The organism is Aliiroseovarius sp. D2-2, assembly GCF_055809455.1.
In genome coordinates this window covers 203,418-219,104 of record NZ_CM147913.1, presented here as the reverse complement: position 1 = coordinate 219,104, position 15,687 = coordinate 203,418, and the positions used below count along the sequence as shown (strand labels likewise).

18 protein-coding genes and 1 pseudogene are annotated in these 15,687 nt (G+C 54.8%); 8 read left to right on the top strand and 11 right to left on the bottom strand.

What is annotated here, in order from left to right; all coding sequences use genetic code 11:
- The first annotated feature begins 15 nt into the window (after positions 1 to 15).
- Positions 16 to 324, top strand: a complete 309-nt coding sequence (locus AC0L6A_RS01095) for a hypothetical protein (protein WP_473291644.1) — start codon at positions 16 to 18, stop codon at positions 322 to 324.
- On the opposite strand, the gene AC0L6A_RS01090 is transcribed toward AC0L6A_RS01095, so the two are convergent.
- The 3 genes from AC0L6A_RS01090 to AC0L6A_RS01080 are packed head-to-tail and all read right to left on the bottom strand — an operon-like array spanning position 321 to position 1,893.
- Positions 321 to 830, bottom strand: coding sequence for a GNAT family N-acetyltransferase (locus AC0L6A_RS01090; protein WP_473291642.1), 510 nt, complete (start codon positions 828 to 830; stop codon positions 321 to 323). The two genes, AC0L6A_RS01095 and AC0L6A_RS01090, sit on opposite strands and share 4 nt — an antisense overlap.
- A gap of 5 nt (positions 831 to 835) precedes the next feature.
- Positions 836 to 1,300 (bottom strand): GNAT family N-acetyltransferase, encoded by a 465-nt coding sequence (locus AC0L6A_RS01085; protein ID WP_473291641.1) that lies wholly within the window; start codon positions 1,298 to 1,300, stop codon positions 836 to 838.
- Positions 1,297 to 1,893 (bottom strand): HD domain-containing protein, encoded by a 597-nt coding sequence (locus AC0L6A_RS01080; RefSeq protein WP_473291639.1) that lies wholly within the window; start codon positions 1,891 to 1,893, stop codon positions 1,297 to 1,299. Before AC0L6A_RS01080 ends, AC0L6A_RS01085 begins: the two co-directional genes overlap by 4 nt.
- Positions 1,894 to 2,040: 147 nt before the next feature.
- Here AC0L6A_RS01080 and ahcY point away from each other — a divergent pair, with 147 nt between their 5' ends.
- From ahcY to AC0L6A_RS01065, 3 genes are all read left to right on the top strand, one after another.
- Positions 2,041 to 3,432, top strand: coding sequence for an adenosylhomocysteinase (gene ahcY / locus AC0L6A_RS01075; RefSeq protein ID WP_473291638.1), 1,392 nt, complete (start codon positions 2,041 to 2,043; stop codon positions 3,430 to 3,432).
- A gap of 10 nt (positions 3,433 to 3,442) precedes the next feature.
- Complete coding sequence (locus AC0L6A_RS01070) at positions 3,443 to 4,192, top strand: extensin-like domain-containing protein (protein ID WP_473291637.1); 750 nt, start codon at positions 3,443 to 3,445, stop codon at positions 4,190 to 4,192.
- A gap of 241 nt (positions 4,193 to 4,433) precedes the next feature.
- Complete coding sequence (locus AC0L6A_RS01065; protein WP_473291636.1) at positions 4,434 to 4,949, top strand: porin family protein; 516 nt, start codon at positions 4,434 to 4,436, stop codon at positions 4,947 to 4,949.
- Between the two features lie 68 nt (positions 4,950 to 5,017).
- Here the strand turns inward: AC0L6A_RS01065 and trpB are convergent, their stop codons facing one another.
- Both trpB and lysM read right to left on the bottom strand, forming a co-directional pair.
- Positions 5,018 to 6,226 (bottom strand): tryptophan synthase subunit beta, encoded by a 1,209-nt coding sequence (gene trpB / locus AC0L6A_RS01060; RefSeq protein WP_473291635.1) that lies wholly within the window; start codon positions 6,224 to 6,226, stop codon positions 5,018 to 5,020.
- A gap of 152 nt (positions 6,227 to 6,378) precedes the next feature.
- On the bottom strand, positions 6,379 to 6,798 hold the full coding sequence (lysM, locus tag AC0L6A_RS01055) for a peptidoglycan-binding protein LysM (RefSeq protein ID WP_473291634.1): 420 nt from the start codon (positions 6,796 to 6,798) through the stop codon (positions 6,379 to 6,381).
- A gap of 159 nt (positions 6,799 to 6,957) precedes the next feature.
- On the opposite strand from lysM, the gene AC0L6A_RS01050 reads away from it, so the two are divergent.
- Positions 6,958 to 7,299 carry a DUF2853 family protein gene (locus AC0L6A_RS01050; protein WP_473291633.1) on the top strand — a complete coding sequence of 114 codons (342 nt, stop codon included), beginning with the start codon at positions 6,958 to 6,960 and terminating at the stop codon, positions 7,297 to 7,299.
- Positions 7,300 to 7,553: 254 nt separating this feature from the next.
- Here the strand turns inward: AC0L6A_RS01050 and AC0L6A_RS01045 are convergent, their stop codons facing one another.
- Genes AC0L6A_RS01045 through tsaD form a run of 5 tightly spaced genes read right to left on the bottom strand, consistent with a single transcriptional unit; the run spans position 7,554 to position 10,737 of the window.
- The gene (locus AC0L6A_RS01045) at positions 7,554 to 7,943 is read right to left on the bottom strand and encodes a DUF1761 domain-containing protein (protein ID WP_473291631.1); all 390 of its coding nucleotides are present in this window, start codon (positions 7,941 to 7,943) and stop codon (positions 7,554 to 7,556) included.
- A gap of 54 nt (positions 7,944 to 7,997) precedes the next feature.
- Positions 7,998 to 8,414: an EVE domain-containing protein gene (locus AC0L6A_RS01040; RefSeq protein ID WP_473291630.1), complete on the bottom strand. Its 417-nt coding sequence runs from the start codon at positions 8,412 to 8,414 to the stop codon at positions 7,998 to 8,000.
- Complete coding sequence (locus AC0L6A_RS01035; protein WP_473291629.1) at positions 8,414 to 8,686, bottom strand: YciI family protein; 273 nt, start codon at positions 8,684 to 8,686, stop codon at positions 8,414 to 8,416. Before AC0L6A_RS01035 ends, AC0L6A_RS01040 begins: the two co-directional genes overlap by 1 nt.
- Entirely contained in the window at positions 8,687 to 9,634 is a 948-nt protein-coding gene (locus AC0L6A_RS01030) for an NAD(P)H-dependent glycerol-3-phosphate dehydrogenase (RefSeq protein WP_473291627.1), read from the bottom strand.
- On the bottom strand, positions 9,631 to 10,737 hold the full coding sequence (tsaD, locus tag AC0L6A_RS01025; RefSeq protein WP_473291626.1) for a tRNA (adenosine(37)-N6)-threonylcarbamoyltransferase complex transferase subunit TsaD: 1,107 nt from the start codon (positions 10,735 to 10,737) through the stop codon (positions 9,631 to 9,633). The genes AC0L6A_RS01030 and tsaD overlap by 4 nt, the downstream gene beginning before the upstream one ends.
- Positions 10,738 to 10,815: 78 nt before the next feature.
- Between tsaD and AC0L6A_RS01020 the strand changes: the two genes are divergently transcribed.
- The 3 genes from AC0L6A_RS01020 to AC0L6A_RS01010 all read left to right on the top strand — a co-directional run bounded on the left by AC0L6A_RS01020 (position 10,816) and on the right by AC0L6A_RS01010 (position 14,340).
- The gene (locus AC0L6A_RS01020; RefSeq protein WP_473291624.1) at positions 10,816 to 11,508 is read left to right on the top strand and encodes a uroporphyrinogen-III synthase; all 693 of its coding nucleotides are present in this window, start codon (positions 10,816 to 10,818) and stop codon (positions 11,506 to 11,508) included.
- A gap of 83 nt (positions 11,509 to 11,591) precedes the next feature.
- Complete coding sequence (locus AC0L6A_RS01015; protein WP_473291623.1) at positions 11,592 to 12,848, top strand: COG4223 family protein; 1,257 nt, start codon at positions 11,592 to 11,594, stop codon at positions 12,846 to 12,848.
- A 10-nt stretch (positions 12,849 to 12,858) separates the two neighbouring features.
- Positions 12,859 to 14,340 (top strand): heme biosynthesis HemY N-terminal domain-containing protein, encoded by a 1,482-nt coding sequence (locus AC0L6A_RS01010; RefSeq protein ID WP_473291622.1) that lies wholly within the window; start codon positions 12,859 to 12,861, stop codon positions 14,338 to 14,340.
- A gap of 15 nt (positions 14,341 to 14,355) precedes the next feature.
- Here AC0L6A_RS01010 and AC0L6A_RS01005 read toward each other — a convergent pair.
- Positions 14,356 to 15,589 (bottom strand): annotated as a pseudogene (locus AC0L6A_RS01005) (urate hydroxylase PuuD).
- Between the last annotated feature and the right edge of the window lie 98 nt (positions 15,590 to 15,687).

Here is a 15,687-nt window from a genome sequence, read left to right as displayed (position 1 = left end):
GCATGCATCGCTTTGATGCTGACTGCTTGTGTGCAGCCCGATCAGACGACCCGACAAAGTCGTAAAGGTGTGAATTTCACACCAGATGCGCAAGGTCTTGCGGTCATACCGGGCAATCAACGCATTGATTTTGGACGCTCGCCCAAAGGCATGGTACCCGCCATGACGCGTGAACTTGGAAAGCCCAATGTTCTAAGCTTGGCCGGATGTCCCGCCGAGATCTCGCAACGTCTGCAATGGGGTGAGCTAGAGGTAACCTTTACGCGCGAGCGGTTTGTGGGTTGGCGCAATGGAGAAGCCCAACAGGGACGCGTCTGCGTTTAGGCGATATCAAACCGTTTTCGAGCTTTGTCGACATGGGACCCATCCGACAAAATCATGTCTTTTATGGTGGAATAGTCTCTAAATCCGAGCCCAGAATAATAGGCCAACCCAGAAATATTGTCTGTGCGTATACTCGCGTCAATTGCTGTGACGCTGGCTTTCTTTGCGGCCAGAAGAGTGTCACGCCAAAGAATTTTTCCAATTCCCAAACCCTGCGATCCCGCTTGCACAAACGACGCGATAACGGCCCAATCATCGGGAAGGGCTTCGGGACCGTCATAGGTGGGGTCAGCCCATTCCAACAACTGAAACCCCATCAGATTCTCGCCGTTAAAGGCAAGTGTTGTGCGGATAAGGCGGGGCGCGGTGATATGCGTTTCGCACATCCTATCCGCGTCGAACAGGTTTCGATGCGCGGTTGTGCTGCCTTCTTCAATAATTGGGTTCAGCAGCGCGCACATGGCGCTGGCATCCGTTGGTGTCGCGGCGCGTGTATGAAGTTTCATGTTGTCTATTTCACCTCAAACCGCTTTCGAACCAATCCCGGCTCTTCCGCATAGGTCTCAAAGCCCATAGCACTATAGTAACCTAAGCCTTTGTCGTTCTCCGCCCCAATAGAAGCTTCAATCGTGCTGATGCCAGCTTCGCGGGCCGCCTGTACGGAACCGGCAAACATTGCGCGCCCAATCCCTCCGCGACCAGCGTCTAAGGCGACATATGTCCCAATCTCTCCCCAACCTTCGGGTGTGTTGTAGGGATTGCACGCTTTCGGCAAGATTAGAGACTGAAATCCCATCAATCTTCCCGTTTCATCCATGGCAACAGTGCAGCGAATATTGTCTGGATGCTGAACATAGTTTTCCAACATATGCTCAGGATCGCCCCGCCGTTTGCTTTGCCACCCATTTAGAATTGGCGTGATCAGATTGCTCATCGCGGGGGCGTCGGCATGGGTTGCTGCGCGGGTGGTGATCATCCCATCTTCTCCAAAAGCGCATTGTGATGGGCGGTAAAGCTTTCGCGAACTTCGGCAGGCGGGCGCAGAGTGATGTTTAGCCCTTTGGTCATCGTTGGATCCGGCACACCGAAGATCTTCCCAGCTTCTTCAACGCTGAACCCAGCAATCTGCGTGGCCTCTAAAAAGGCCGAGATCTTGTCTGCTCGCTTGATCGCCTTCTTCACGGGTGCGGGAATTTTTGCAGGAAGGCCAAATCGGATATGGATTGCTGCGGTCAAACGGTCGTCCAGCTCTCCGTACCCCGGTCCAACAGCTGCTTTGACGGGCGATATCATGTCACCAATCACATATTCCGGCGCGTCATGTAAAAGCGCGGCCAGCTGCCATTTCACAGGGGTTTTGGGGTTCATGCGCGTGTACAGCGCCTCGACCAGTAGCGAATGTTCAGCCACAGAATACGGGAAGTCCCCGAAGGTCTGCCCATTCCAGCGCGCGACAAAGGCAAGGCCATGCGCGATGTCCTCGATCTCGATATCTACGGGGGTGGGATCAAGTAGATCCAAACGCCGACCCGAGAGCATTCGTTGCCAAGCACGTGGTTGAGCGGGCATTCACAGTCCTTTCTTTGGCCTTTTTGTGGGTTCCTGTCCGCAATGTCGCCTTTTTCAGGCGCAAGTCAATTGGGCTTCATTGCGTGTTGACCCATAGAATGATACGGCACGCGCAACACTATCGGGCTCAGGTATCGGAGAAACACCGTGACACAAGATTATATCGTAAAAGACATCGCTCTGGCCGAGTTTGGCCGCAAAGAGCTGGACATTGCAGAAACTGAAATGCCGGGCCTGATGGCGCTGCGCGCGGAATATGGTGAAACCAAGCCGCTGGCTGGTTCGCGGATCGTTGGATCGCTGCACATGACCATTCAAACAGCCGTGCTGATCGAGACACTGGTTGCGCTGGGCGCGGATGTGCGCTGGGCATCGTGCAACATCTTCTCGACCCAAGATCACGCGGCGGCAGCGATCGCACAGGCTGGTGTTCCGGTCTTCGCGATCAAAGGCCAGTCGCTGGAAGAGCATTGGGACTACCTTGACCGCTCGTTCATGTTCCCGGAAGGCCCGAACTTGATCTTGGATGATGGTGGCGATGCCACACTTTACATCCTGTTGGGCGCACGCGTCGAAAACGGCGAGACCGGCCTGATCGAAACACCGACCTCGGAAGAGGAAGTCGCGGTATTTGCGCAGATCAAAAAACGTATGGCAGCCAGCCCCGGTTGGTTCACCAAGATGCGCGAACAGATCAAAGGTGTTTCGGAAGAAACCACAACCGGTGTGCATCGTCTGTATGATCTGGTGAAGAACGGCCAACTGCCCTTCCCTGCGATCAACGTGAACGACTCGGTGACCAAATCGAAGTTCGACAACAAATACGGCTGTAAAGAATCTCTGGTTGATGGCATCCGCCGTGCCACCGACACGATGATGGCCGGTAAGGTTGCTGTTGTTTGTGGCTACGGCGATGTTGGTAAAGGCTCGGCCGCGTCGCTTAGCGGTGCTGGCGCCCGTGTGAAAGTGACCGAGGTTGATCCGATCTGCGCGCTGCAAGCTGCAATGGACGGGTTCGAGGTTGTGACGTTGGAAGACGCTGTCGCAGATGCTGACATCTTCATCACCACCACTGGCAACAAAGACGTGATCCGCATCGAGCATATGCGCGCGATGAAGGACATGGCGATTGTTGGCAACATTGGCCACTTCGACAATGAAATTCAGGTGGCAAGCCTGAAGAACCATAAGTGGACGAACATTAAAGAACAGGTGGACATGATCGAAATGCCTTCGGGCAATCGTCTGATCCTGCTGTCTGAAGGTCGCTTGCTGAACCTTGGCAACGCGACGGGTCACCCGTCGTTCGTTATGTCTGCATCCTTCACCAACCAGGTTCTGGCTCAGATCGAGCTGTGGACCAAAGGTGATGAATACAACAACGACGTCTACATCCTGCCCAAACACCTGGACGAAAAAGTCGCCCGTCTGCATCTGGAACGTATCGGCGTAAAGCTGTCGTCGCTGGATAAAGAGCAAGCGGACTATATCGGTGTGTCTGTTGATGGTCCGTTCAAACCGGAACACTATCGTTACTGATCGCCGGGATATGGAAGAAGAACAAAAGCGCCGCCCTTTGCTGCAACGGGCGGCGCTTTTCCTTTTGTCATCTGCTCTGTCCATCGCGATCGTTGCATTGTTCGCGATGTGGTTGATTGTCAGACCGGACAGCGTACTGCCTGATCATTGGAACCCGACGCGTCCCTTGGACATCAAAGCACCAGTGACGCCCGTTACGCGCTGGCAGCTGTTCGCGGCGTCTCGTGATGGGGCGATATGTCGGGATGTGCTGTCGAATGCTGGTGTGCAGTTCACCAAGATGGAAGATCTGGTTTCCGGCGCACATTGCGGAATCGCCCATCGCGGTAGCCTTTCGTCTGTTGTGACTGCCAAGGTGTCCGCGGTGGAAACCCGCTGCGCGACCGCGTTGCGTCTTGCGATGTGGGAACATCACGATGTTCAACCAGCTGCCCGTCAGCATTTGGGGACGGATGTGTCGCAGCTTTTGCATGTAGGAAGTTACAATTGCCGCAAGATGCGTACATCGCGCGGGACTGAAAGCGCGTGGAGCAGCCATGCAACGGCATCGGCCTTCGACATTACCGGAGTGCGATTGTCGGACGGGCGAAAGCTGACATTGTTGAAGGATTGGAAGGGCACCGGAAACGAAGCCGCATTCCTTCACCAAGTGTGGCGTGGGTCGTGTATGTGGTTCCGTCTTGTACTTGGGCCAGACTACAACCGATTGCATGCTGATCATTTCCATCTGCAAAGCAATGGATGGGGATTCTGCCGATAGGCTGTCTTTGGGGTGAACTGATCGGCCTTCAAGGCCCCGTCCAAACAACTTTCTGAAATATTTCTTACATCGGCTCACACCCGCAAACGCGGTGGCGGCTTTGTGCCAATTTGGCCCTCATCGGCGGATTTCCGACAATTGTTGCGCCTTTGACCAAGGGCTAGGCTATGGCTGCGTCGTGTTGGCGCAAAGGCTATTCAGGCAGGAATAGTCTCGCTTTTTGGCGTTTGAGGAGAGAACAATGATAAGAAAAACAGTCGCAGCATTGGCTGTAGTTAGCTGTCTTCCCATTGCCGCTTCGGCACAGGATTGGACGGGCTTTTATGGCGGTCTGGAAGCAGGAATCTCGAAACCGTCTTCCGGCTTTTCAGAAGACAATGAAACCGTCTATGGCGGGTTTGCTGGTTACATTTTTGATCTTGGCGGTTCGGTTGCCGGTGTCGAACTTGGGTATTCAAACCCCGAGATCGGTCTGAGCTCTGGTGGCCAGCTGGAGAACCAACTGAAGGTAAAAGCCCGCTACGGGTTTGCGCTTGGTGAACAGGGGCTTCTTTACGGGACCGCCGGTTACCTGCGCAGCAAAGTGTCATCAGGTGGCGACGCTGAAGGGTATCTGGTTGGTATCGGGTATGATCACAAACTGTCCGACCACATGTTTGTTGGTGGTGAGCTGACCCATAATCGATATGAGACGATCCCCGGTGGGGGTGAAGCGATCGCAAACCAAGCGTCGCTGCGCGTTGGTTTCCAATTCTGAAGGCGTCAAGAAATTGGCAAAAGAAAGGGGGCCAGTGGCCCCCTTTTTCGTGTGATGGTCTGCGGCGATCAGGCGTCGTCGCCGAAGCCGAAGGTTTCCGTCACATAGTCGATATCCTTGTCGCCACGTCCTGACATGTTGATCAGGATCGACCTACCCGGATGCTTAGGCGCTTCGCGCATTGCAAAGGCAACGGCGTGAGCACTTTCAAGCGCGGGAATGATGCCTTCGTGACGGCTGACCGAGAAGAACGCATTCAACGCTTCTTTGTCATCACAAGCCGTATAGTTGGCTTTCCCGGTGCGATAGAGATGCGCATGTTCCGGACCGACGCCCGGATAATCCAGACCCGAGGCCACGGTGTGCACCGGTGCGGGTTCACCGTTTTCGTCTTTCAGAACCATGGTGCGGAAGCCGTGAATGTCGCCGTCTTCGCCAAAGGAAATGGTGGCCGCATGTTCACCCAGTTTGGATGAGGTACCCATCGGCTCGACGCCAAAAAGCTCGACGCCGTCATCGTCGATGAAGCCTGAAAACAGACCCATCGCGTTCGACCCACCGCCAACACATGCAGCAACCATATCAGGCAGTTCACCTGTCATTTCCATGAATTGTTCGCGCGCCTCAAGGCCTACGATATGCTGGAAATTGCGTACCATCATCGGGAAAGGGTGTGGACCAACGACTGATCCGATGGCGAACAGCGCTCTGTCGGCTTGTTCCATATAGCTTCCAAAGCAGCTGTCGACGGCTTCTTTCAGCGACCGACCGCCAAAGCCCACGGGAACAACCTCGGCCCCCAGAAGTTTCATGCGGGTGACGTTTGGGGCCTCTTTGGCAATGTCGATTTCACCCATGTGAATTTCGCATTCCAGACCGAAATAGGCCGCGGCAGTGGCAAGAGCCACACCATGCTGGCCGGCACCGGTTTCTGCCATCAGCTTTTTCTTGCCCATGAATTTGGCAAGAAGACCTTCGCCCATGCAATGGTTCAGTTTGTGCGCACCCGTGTGGTTCAAATCTTCACGTTTGGCATAAATCTGCGCACCGCCGCAGAGCTCGGACAGATTTTTCAAATAGGAAATGGGGGTCGGGCGCCCTTGGAAATGTTTACGGATATGGCGCAGCTCTGCGATGAAATCTGCCGACTTCGAGATCCGGTCATAGGCTTCGCGAATTTCTTTGAAATGCGGCTCTAGCGGGGGTGGCAGCATTGCACCGCCATATTCGCCGAAATAGCCGTCACGCGTCGGTGTGGATTTAAGATATGAAGCCATGTCCTGTGTTCCCTCGTGTCAATTGGTCGGAAGGATGAGACAGGGAATTCGGCGGCGGCTCAAGCCGAAAGTTGCGAACGGCAACGATTTTCCAAAATAAAATTGCGGCCTCGCGCAAGCAAGGCCGCAATCAAAGTAGTTAATCGAACTGATTAGCTAGGGATGCGCAGGTTCTGACCGGGGTAGATCAGATCAGGATCCTTCAGCATTGGCTTGTTGGCTTCAAAGATCTCTTTGTAGCGCGCGCCATTGCCCAGCGTTTTTTCAGCGATCGCCCACAGGGTGTCGCCTTTTTCAACTGTGTGGAAAGTCGGATCATTGTCCAATTCGGCTTCAACTTCGGCCACGCCTTCAACGTTGCCGACCGCAAGAATGACCTTTTCACGCTCTTCCGCGCTCAGGTTCTCGCCGCCTTTTACGACGACTTTTTCGCCGTCTACTTGGATGTCCAAACCGGAGGTGTCGATGCCAAGATCGGCAACCTCTTTGTTCAGTGTGTCTGCCGAAGCAGTTTCATCACCGCCACCGAAAATCGACTTACCGGCGCCTTTTACGAAACTCCAAAGACCCATTGTTTTCTCCTTAAGCTATGTGTGTCGCGGACATCCTGCGCCAAATAGGCGGAAAAACCTAGGGGGAATGCTGAGGCAAACTTTTCCTTTGAGGATGACAGTTTTGAGCCTAATGTTTTGATGGATTTAATTAGACAACCAGCAAATTGGGAGACGAAAATGGGAAAGCGTGACGATCTGATCGCAAAATACGCAGATGATCTGAAGAACAAGTGCGGCATGTCGCCGGATATGGGCCTTCTGACGAAGGTGACTATCGGGTGTGGACCGGCGATTTACAATGCCGATGCATCGACCGTGGCCGGGAGTCAGGAAAGTGAACTTGAAACCGTTAAAGACAACTTCCTGATCAAGAAGCTTGGCCTTGCAGATGGTCCGCAATTGATGGACGCGATCAATGCCGTCCTCGAAACCTACGGCCGCAGTGAGCGTAACAAATATCGCGCTGTGGTTTACTACATGCTGGTGAAGCACTTCGGGAAAGAGTCCGTCTACGGCTAAATTTGCCTGACAGATTTCCAAAACAAAGCGCGGCCTAATCGGTCGCGCTTTTTGTATTTGTTAAAGATCTACTACTGTAACGCGTTGCAATTGAAAGGTATTTTACGTGCTAAATGGTTGAGCTCGCGGCGGCTATCAAGTAGCTTCAAATACGAAGACCAGGACGGTCGGACCTTTTATCAGAGACACGTGTGGTGCTGAGGGAGCACGTGGGGTGAAGAAGGGGTTCGAGACGTCGGACCCCTTCTTGTTATCTACATCACACCAAGTACAAGCCCGATTACGGTGCAGCCACCGACGGCATACCCGCCGTCCAGCCAGATCAGAGATTTAGAGCGGTCGCTGAACATGATGTTGTTGATCATCCACGGCAGGACAACGAACAGCCCCAGCCCTAGGCCGGTGACCAACGCCTTTCCGACACTATCAATGCCTGCCATCGCAAAGATGTGGCGCATCATTCCTGCAACGACAAGCGCCCCTAAGAACGCAACGATATAGGGCTTCGGGTCTGACGAATTGTTCGGTTTCCCATTCTCATCAATCTGAATGCCCGAAGCTTCGACCCACGGTTTTGAAAGTGTCATGTACCAAACAGCACCGAATGCGTAACCAGCTATGGCTGCGACTATGACTTCCAACATGAAATTATCCTCCTGTTCGCATGGTTCTATGCGATCAGAGTGGCGGGCCCTTTGTCAACTGTCTCCGGCAAGCTCAAGGACAATGTCCCATTCTACCTTGGTGACGGGCTGAACTGACAAACGGGTGTTGTTCACCAAAACCATATCCGCAAGCCGCGGGTCTTCTTTGCACATCGCCAAAGTCACCGGGTTGGACAAGCCGCGAACGGCTTTGATATCAACGCAATCCCAACGCTCATCGTCTGTTGTGCTGTCTTGTTGGCTTTCCGCGACGACCTCGACGATGCCTACGATCTCTTTCTCTTTCTGAGAGTGATAGAAGAAGCCAAGATCTCCGACTTTCATCGTGCGCATATGGTTGCGTGCCTGATAGTTGCGTACGCCATCCCATTCCTCGCCCGCGTCACCTTTGGCGACTTGCTGGTCCCAACTCCAGGTCGAGACCTCGGATTTGAACAACCAGTACGCCATCAGCCTACAACCCTGTTCCACTGCTCGATGCGCACATCGGAAAACAGCCCGGCCTTGGCATAGGGATCACCATCGGCCCAGGCCTTTGCGGCGGCCATATCGGCGACATCCAGAACCAAAAGCGATCCACACATCATGCCGTCAGCATCCAAAAACGGACCGGCCTGTGCAACAACGCCGGAGGCTTTGATATAGGCCAGATGCGCATCGCGGTTGGCTTTTCGGGTTTCAAGAGCACCGGGTTTATCAGTGCATATCACAGCTACGAGCATCTATTCCTCCTTGAGCGGCCGGGCCAAAAGCATGTCCACAGCCTCATTGATGGTAAGGTGATTGTCCAGTACGGCGACAACCATTTGGGCGATCGGCATCTCAATACCTGCTTGTTGCGCAAGGTTAGAGACTGCTTTGGCTGTCGCGCGCCCTTCAACAGTGGTGCCTTCTGGCAATGGGTCGCCACGCCCTAAGGTCAATCCGAAACAGTAGTTTCGCGATTTCTCGGATGAACAGGTTAGCGTCAGATCGCCGAACCCTGATAGTCCTGCCAAGGTTTCGGGGTGCGCGCCTTTCAGGGCCGCATAGCGCTGCATTTCAGCATATCCGCGTGTCATCAGCGCGGCCCGAGCGCTTTCACCTAAACCCGCCCCAATAGCGATGCCGCAAGCAATGGCGACAACATTCTTTAACGCGCCCCCAATTTCGACCCCAACAAGGTCGGTGCTGCGGTACAGGCGTAGATTGCTTGTGGACAAGGCCGCTTGCAGCGCTTCGCCGTCTTCACAAGCCAAGGTCAGCGCGGTGGGTAATCCGGCAGCAATGTCGACGGCAAAACTGGGACCTGACAAGATTGCGGGGGTCGCGGTTTGGCAGGTTTTTCGGATGATTTCAGCAGGACCAAGCCCGGTTTTCAGATCGATCCCCTTGCAGCACGCAACAAGCGTTTTGTGCCGCAATAGGGTCACATTATCTGCCAGAAAATCAGCCAGCTTTTGCATAGGAACCGCAAGAAGAATGATCTGGGATTCCTGAGCGTCCTCGACATTTCTGAGGACTGTCAAGCTGTCGGGGAAACCAAACCCCGGAAGACGCCGAGTATTCTCGCGCGTTGTGGCCATGTCGCCCGGTTCACGCGCCCAAAGCCCAACGGACCGGCCATCCTGCGCCAGTGAAATTGCCAAAGCGGTGCCGAATGCGCCTGCGCCCAGAACTGAAATGCTCATGCCTTTGCCCCCTTCTTGCCCGAACCCAACATTGCCGGCGCACTTTGGTCAAGTGGCCATCTGGGGCGTGCTTGCAAAGTCATGTCGTCTTGCTGGCCGTTTCGGAACCGTTCGATTCCCGCCCAAGCAATCATGGCGGCGTTGTCCGTACACAAGGACAATGGTGGTGCAAGAAATGTGGTGTTGTGATCTGCACAAACAGTCTCTAATCCACCACGAATTTCCATATTTGCAGCAACACCGCCTGCTACAGCAAGGGCAGGTGCCGTTGGGTTCAAATGAAGGTATTCTTTCAAGGCACGGCGGGATTTCTCGGCCAACACATCGCGTACAGCTGCTTGGAAGCCCGCGCACAGATCCGAGCGGTCTTGCACCCTTAATCCGCCATGTTCCGCGACCAAACGATCACGTTCACGCAGTAGGGCTGTTTTCAGGCCAGAGAAGCTCATGTCGCACCCCGGCCGGTCCAATAGCGGGCGTGGAAATTTGAAACGGGTTGGATCGCCTTTTTTTGCCTCCGCTTCGACCGAGGGGCCGCCGGGTTGAGGCAATCCAAGAAGCTTGGCCGTTTTGTCGAATGCTTCGCCCGGCGCATCGTCAATGGTGCCTCCAAGACGGGTGAAGTCTTCAGGCCCTTTGGCGATCAGAAACTGGCAATGCCCGCCTGAGACCAGAAGCATGAGATAGGGAAACGCGGCCTGATCGGTCAGGCGTGGCGTCAACGCGTGACCTGCAAGATGGTTGACCCCAATAAGCGGTTTACCTGATCCAATCGACAAACCTTTGGCGCACATAACCCCCGCCAGAACACCTCCGATCAAGCCGGGACCGGCGGTTACGGCAATGGCATCCATGTCAGAAAGTGTCATTTTGGCCTGTGTTAGAGCCTGTTCTACACAGCTATCCAGCTTTTCGGTATGGGCACGGGCTGCGATCTCGGGCACGACACCGCCGAAATCCGCGTGCAGATCGGTCTGACCCGCTACCACCGAAGACAGAACCACGGGTGCCTGTCCTGGCGTGTGATGCACCACCGCAGCCGCGGTATCATCGCACGAGCTTTCCAGCCCGAGAACGGTAAGTGGTCGATCTGAATTGGTCATTTCTCAAGCGATCTGTTGCGGCGGTGGGTCGGGTCGGGGTAACACCAAGACAGTTTACAGACAATCCCGGCCGCTATTATGTCCAATGCTCCAATCCTTGTACTGACGCGCCCCAAGGTGGTGGCACTGCGTTTTTTGGAACAGGTGGAAAACCAGGTCGGTCATGCGGTTCTGCATGTGATGTCACCAGTCATTCATATCCGAAGTGTTGGAACATGGCCCGAATTGCCAACCGGGTCAGAGGTTATCCTGACTTCGGAACAGGCCGTGCGCGGAGAGTTAATGGATGTTGTGGCCCATTGTGTCGGGGAGCGTACCGCACGCGCCGCGCAAGAAAACGGTGCGATTGTCAAAACCGTGGCTTTAGATGCTGAAAACTTGCTTCAATCGATGCAAGCTCTTCCGGATGATCATGAGCTTTTGCATCTTTGCGGATCCCATAAGGCCGTGGATATCGCGGGTAGATTGGCCGTGTTGGGACGGTCTTGTCGGGACATTCAAGTCTATGAACAAGCAGCGCAGCCGCTTTCGGACCAGGCGCGGATAGTTCTGGAAGGGGAAGACGCAGCCTTGCTTCCCCTTTTCTCACCGCGTTCAGCTCGATTGGTTGGGGAAAGCATTGCGAAACCGGGGCCGCATCTCCACGTAATTGGAATGAGCGCGGCGATTGCTTCTGCATGGCAAAGGGCGACGGGCACCACCTGTCATGTCGTTCAGGAGCCAACCGGAGACGCCATGGTGAGAGGGATTGTCGCAGCCATTTGCGACTAGTCTGCTTGAGCGACGTGAAGGCAAGCGGTAGGCTGCAATACGCAGTTGCAGCATTTTAGGTGAGATTCGAAAGGTTCGTTACATTGGCCAAATCCCCGAAAACAGCCAAGGCAAAGACGAAAGCGGTAGAAGATGCCGTTGTCGTCGAAGAAACCAAGCTGGACGAGGATCAGGGATCTACACCTGAAAATCCCGCAGAAGGCGATGACGCGACCGCATCAGATCAAGATGGCGTTCTGACCTTGGAAGACGCTGTGATCCCTGATGGCGAAGAAACGCCTATGGAAGACGTTGCAGACCGACCTGAAACACCTGCTGAAACCATTCAAGAACCTGTCGCGGCGCAAAAACGCGGTGGGGCAGGCTTTATGCCGATGCTTCTGGGCGGGGCGGTTGCCGCCGCACTTGGCTTTGGCGCTGCACGATACCCGGACCAATGGCCGTTTGCTCAGGGCGTTGAAGATCCGATGGTTGCTGAATTGGCGGCATTAAAGGATCGCTTGGCTGGATTGGAAAGCAACAGCTCTGCGCAAGCAGATAGCCTTAAGGTTTTAGAAGCCGATGATGCGGTGGATACGCTACGGGGCGAGACCTCTGGTGCGATGGATCAGTTGAGAACGCAGTTTGACAGCATGACAGAAAAGCTGTCCGAGCTTGAGAACCGCGTGCATACCGTTGAAAAGCTTCCCCAAGGTTCGGGTATGGAAGCTGCAGCCGCCGCAGCCACTGCGTATGAACGCGAGTTGCAGCAGATGCGCCAAATGCTGGATACCGAACTTGCGCGCATCACGTCCCAAAAAGAAGATGCTAAAACGCTTGAGGTTTCGGCCGCCGAAACTGCAAAAGCTGCTGCAGCACGGGCTGCTATGTCGCGCGTTCATGCGGCCATTGAAACCGGTCAGCCATTTGGCGATGCGTTGTTTGATCTGACAGAAAATGCTGGCCTGACTGCGCCTACGTCCCTTGCGTCGGTCGCCGCGGATGGTCTGGCAACCCAGCAGGCGCTTCAAGCAAGTTTCCCTGAAGCCGCGCGGACATCACTGGATGCTGCCATTCGGGCCGCAGTTGACGAAGGCTCGATGGATCGGGTTGCCGCATTTTTCCGTACTCAGTTGGGTACACGGTCCCTTGAACCGAAAGAGGGTGATGACCCGGACGCAATCCTGTCACGCGCCGAGGCTGCGTTGAAGACGGGCCAACTGGATACAGTATTGTCTGAACTTGCTGCCATGCCTGATGCGGGCAAACCAGCGCTTGAACCATGGATCGCCAGCGCCACTGCGCGCCGTGACGCCTTGGCTGACGCGCTGACCCTGTCCCAGCAATTGAACACGAATTGAGGATACGCCGATGCTTTGGTCTTTGATTAAGATTGTCTTTTTCATCGCAGCGATTGCGCTTTTGACGCTGGGTGCTGGTTTCCTCATGGAAACTGACGGGGGCGTTCGCGTCGCGGTTGGCGGAACCGAGTTTAACATGGAGCCTCTTCAAGCCGTAATTGCTGGGGTGCTTTTGGTTGCAGCGATTTGGCTGGCCATCATTGTAATTGGTCTGATCATTGCGTTCATTCGTTTCGTGAATGGCGATGAAACAGCGATTTCGCGTTACTTCGATCGTTCGCGCGAACGTAAAGGATACGAGGCGTTGGCAGAGGGTTTGATGGCGATTGCATCGGGCGAAAGTTCGACCGCGATGTCGAAAGCCGCCCGGGCAGAAAAGTATCTGCGCCGCCCCGAATTGACCAACCTTCTGACCGCACAGGCGGCCGAAATGTCGGGCGACAAGCGTAAGGCGGCTCAGGTTTATAAACGTCTATTGAAAGACGACCGTACCCAGTTTGTCGGTGTGCGTGGGATCATGAAGCAGAAGCTGGAAGAGGGTGACACCGAAACGGCGATGAAGCTGGCGGAAAAGGCGTTCGCACTGAAGCCGCGTCATACCGAAACTCAAGATGTTCTTCTGGGTCTTCAGGCACAGAACAATGATTGGGCTGGTGCGCGCAAGACCCTCAGCGCCAAATTGAAATACGGCGCTTTGCCCCGCGATGTTCACAAACGTCGCGATGCTGTTTTGGCTTTGTCCGAGGCGAAAGGCGTGATGAAAGACGGCAATCCCGTCGAGGCACGTGAAGCAGCCATTGAAGCCAATCGTTTGTCCCCAGATCTTGTTCCAGCCGCGGTGATGGCTGCACGCGGATATATTGCAGATGGGAAGCCGAAATATGCTGCGCGCGTTCTGGTCAAGGCATGGTCCGCGCAGCCTCACCCAGATCTGGCGGCGACATTTGCTGAGATTGCACCGGACGAAAGCCCGGCAGAACGGATCAAGCGATTCCGGGCTCTTACGAAGCATCAGGATGGAAACCCTGAGACAAGAATGTTGGTGACTGAACTTAATATCGCGGCTGAAGATTATCCGGCTGCGCGCAAAGCGCTGGGCGATTTGCCTGACACATTGCCATCGCAACGCGCCCTGACACTGTTGGCTGCGATTGAACGTGGTGAAGGTGCATCCGATCACGATGTACGCGCAGTTCTTGTGCGAGCTGTGTCTGCACCACGCGGCCCTCAGTGGGTATGCGAAAGCTGTAACCACGTACACGCGGCATGGCTTCCGGTGTGTAACAACTGCGATGGGTTTGACACTCTGGCTTGGAAACAAGCACCCGAGGCCGAAGGCGCTGTGCCCGCAGGGGCTGAAATGTTGCCCTTGGTGGTCGGTGATGCACCTGAGGAAGAACCGGACCAGAACGACGATGCTGACGACGCAGAGCCGATGGTTCTGGAAGGTGAAGTTGTTAAAGAAGCCGACGAAAAGCCCGTCGTACACTGATCTGATCAGGCGGCGTCAGTTCGTTGCCGCTTGATACCATGCGACGATGGCTTGACGCTCTTCTGGTTCCATATAGCTGACATTAGCTGGCGGCATGGCCGTCGTGCGGCCCGAATGCAGATAGATCGACTTGGCCCATTTCGCGACTTCTGGCGCTGTTTCAAGAAGCACGTTTTTGGGTGCGCGATGGATGCCTTCATATCCAGGTTCGCGTGCATGGCACATGGAGCAACGGCCCAGAACGATGTCCGTCACATCCTCAAACCCTTGTGCATCGGCAAAGACCTGTTCAGTTGGTGTTAAGGCGCGCGCATCTTCGTCATCCCAGCTGCTTTGTTCCAGCGGAGCGGTGGACAACCACATGATCACGATGAACAGAATTGCCGTCACGGCCCATGTCCATGTGGGTTTACCAATCCGGGCATGCATCGAGTTGAAATAGTGCCGGATCGTAACCCCCATCAGGAACACAAGTGCGGCGATGATCCAGTTGTATTGTGATGCAAAAGCCAGCGGATAGTGGTTCGACAGCATCAGGAACACGACCGGAAGCGTCAGGTAATTGTTGTGGGTCGACCGCAGCTTGGCGATCTTGCCGTATTTGGCATCCGGGGCGCGGCCCTCTTGCAGATCCTTCACGACAATTCGCTGGTTCGGCATGATGATCAGAAAGACGTTTGCGGTCATGATCGTCGCGGTAAACGCACCAAGATGCAGCATCATCGCGCGGCCGGTGAAGAATCTGGTTATATCCCCAACCCATCACCACCAAGAGCACGAACAACAGGACCATCAGCGCCGTCGGACGTGCCGCTAGGCCGGATTTACACAGCGCGTCATAGGCCAGCCAACCAATCGTCAGTGAAGCGGCTGAAATCAGGATCCCCTGCCACAGCACCAGATCAGACTTGGCGGCATCGATCAGGTACAATTCACCCCCGACCCAATAGACGATCATCAAAAGCGCAGCACCAGAAAGCCACGTGGCGTAGCTTTCCCATTTGAACCATGTCAGATGCTCGGGCATGTTTTCAGGGGCCACAAGGAACTTGCGGATGTGGTAGAACCCGCCGCCGTGTACTTGCCATTCTTCCCCATGCGCACCTTTGGGAAGATCGGGTGCTTTGCGTAGGCCCAAGTCCAGTGCGATGAAATAGAATGATGAACCGATCCAGGCGATGGCTGTAATGACGTGCAGCCAACGCACGGCAAATCCCACCCACTCCCAGATAATCGCAGCTTCGGTCATAATGTTGTCCCCTGATGTCTTGGGCGCAAAGCGCCAACACCGAGACTAACCTGAAAACCGGGGGGATCGTCCATCTTTTTATGCGCCCAGAACGAGGG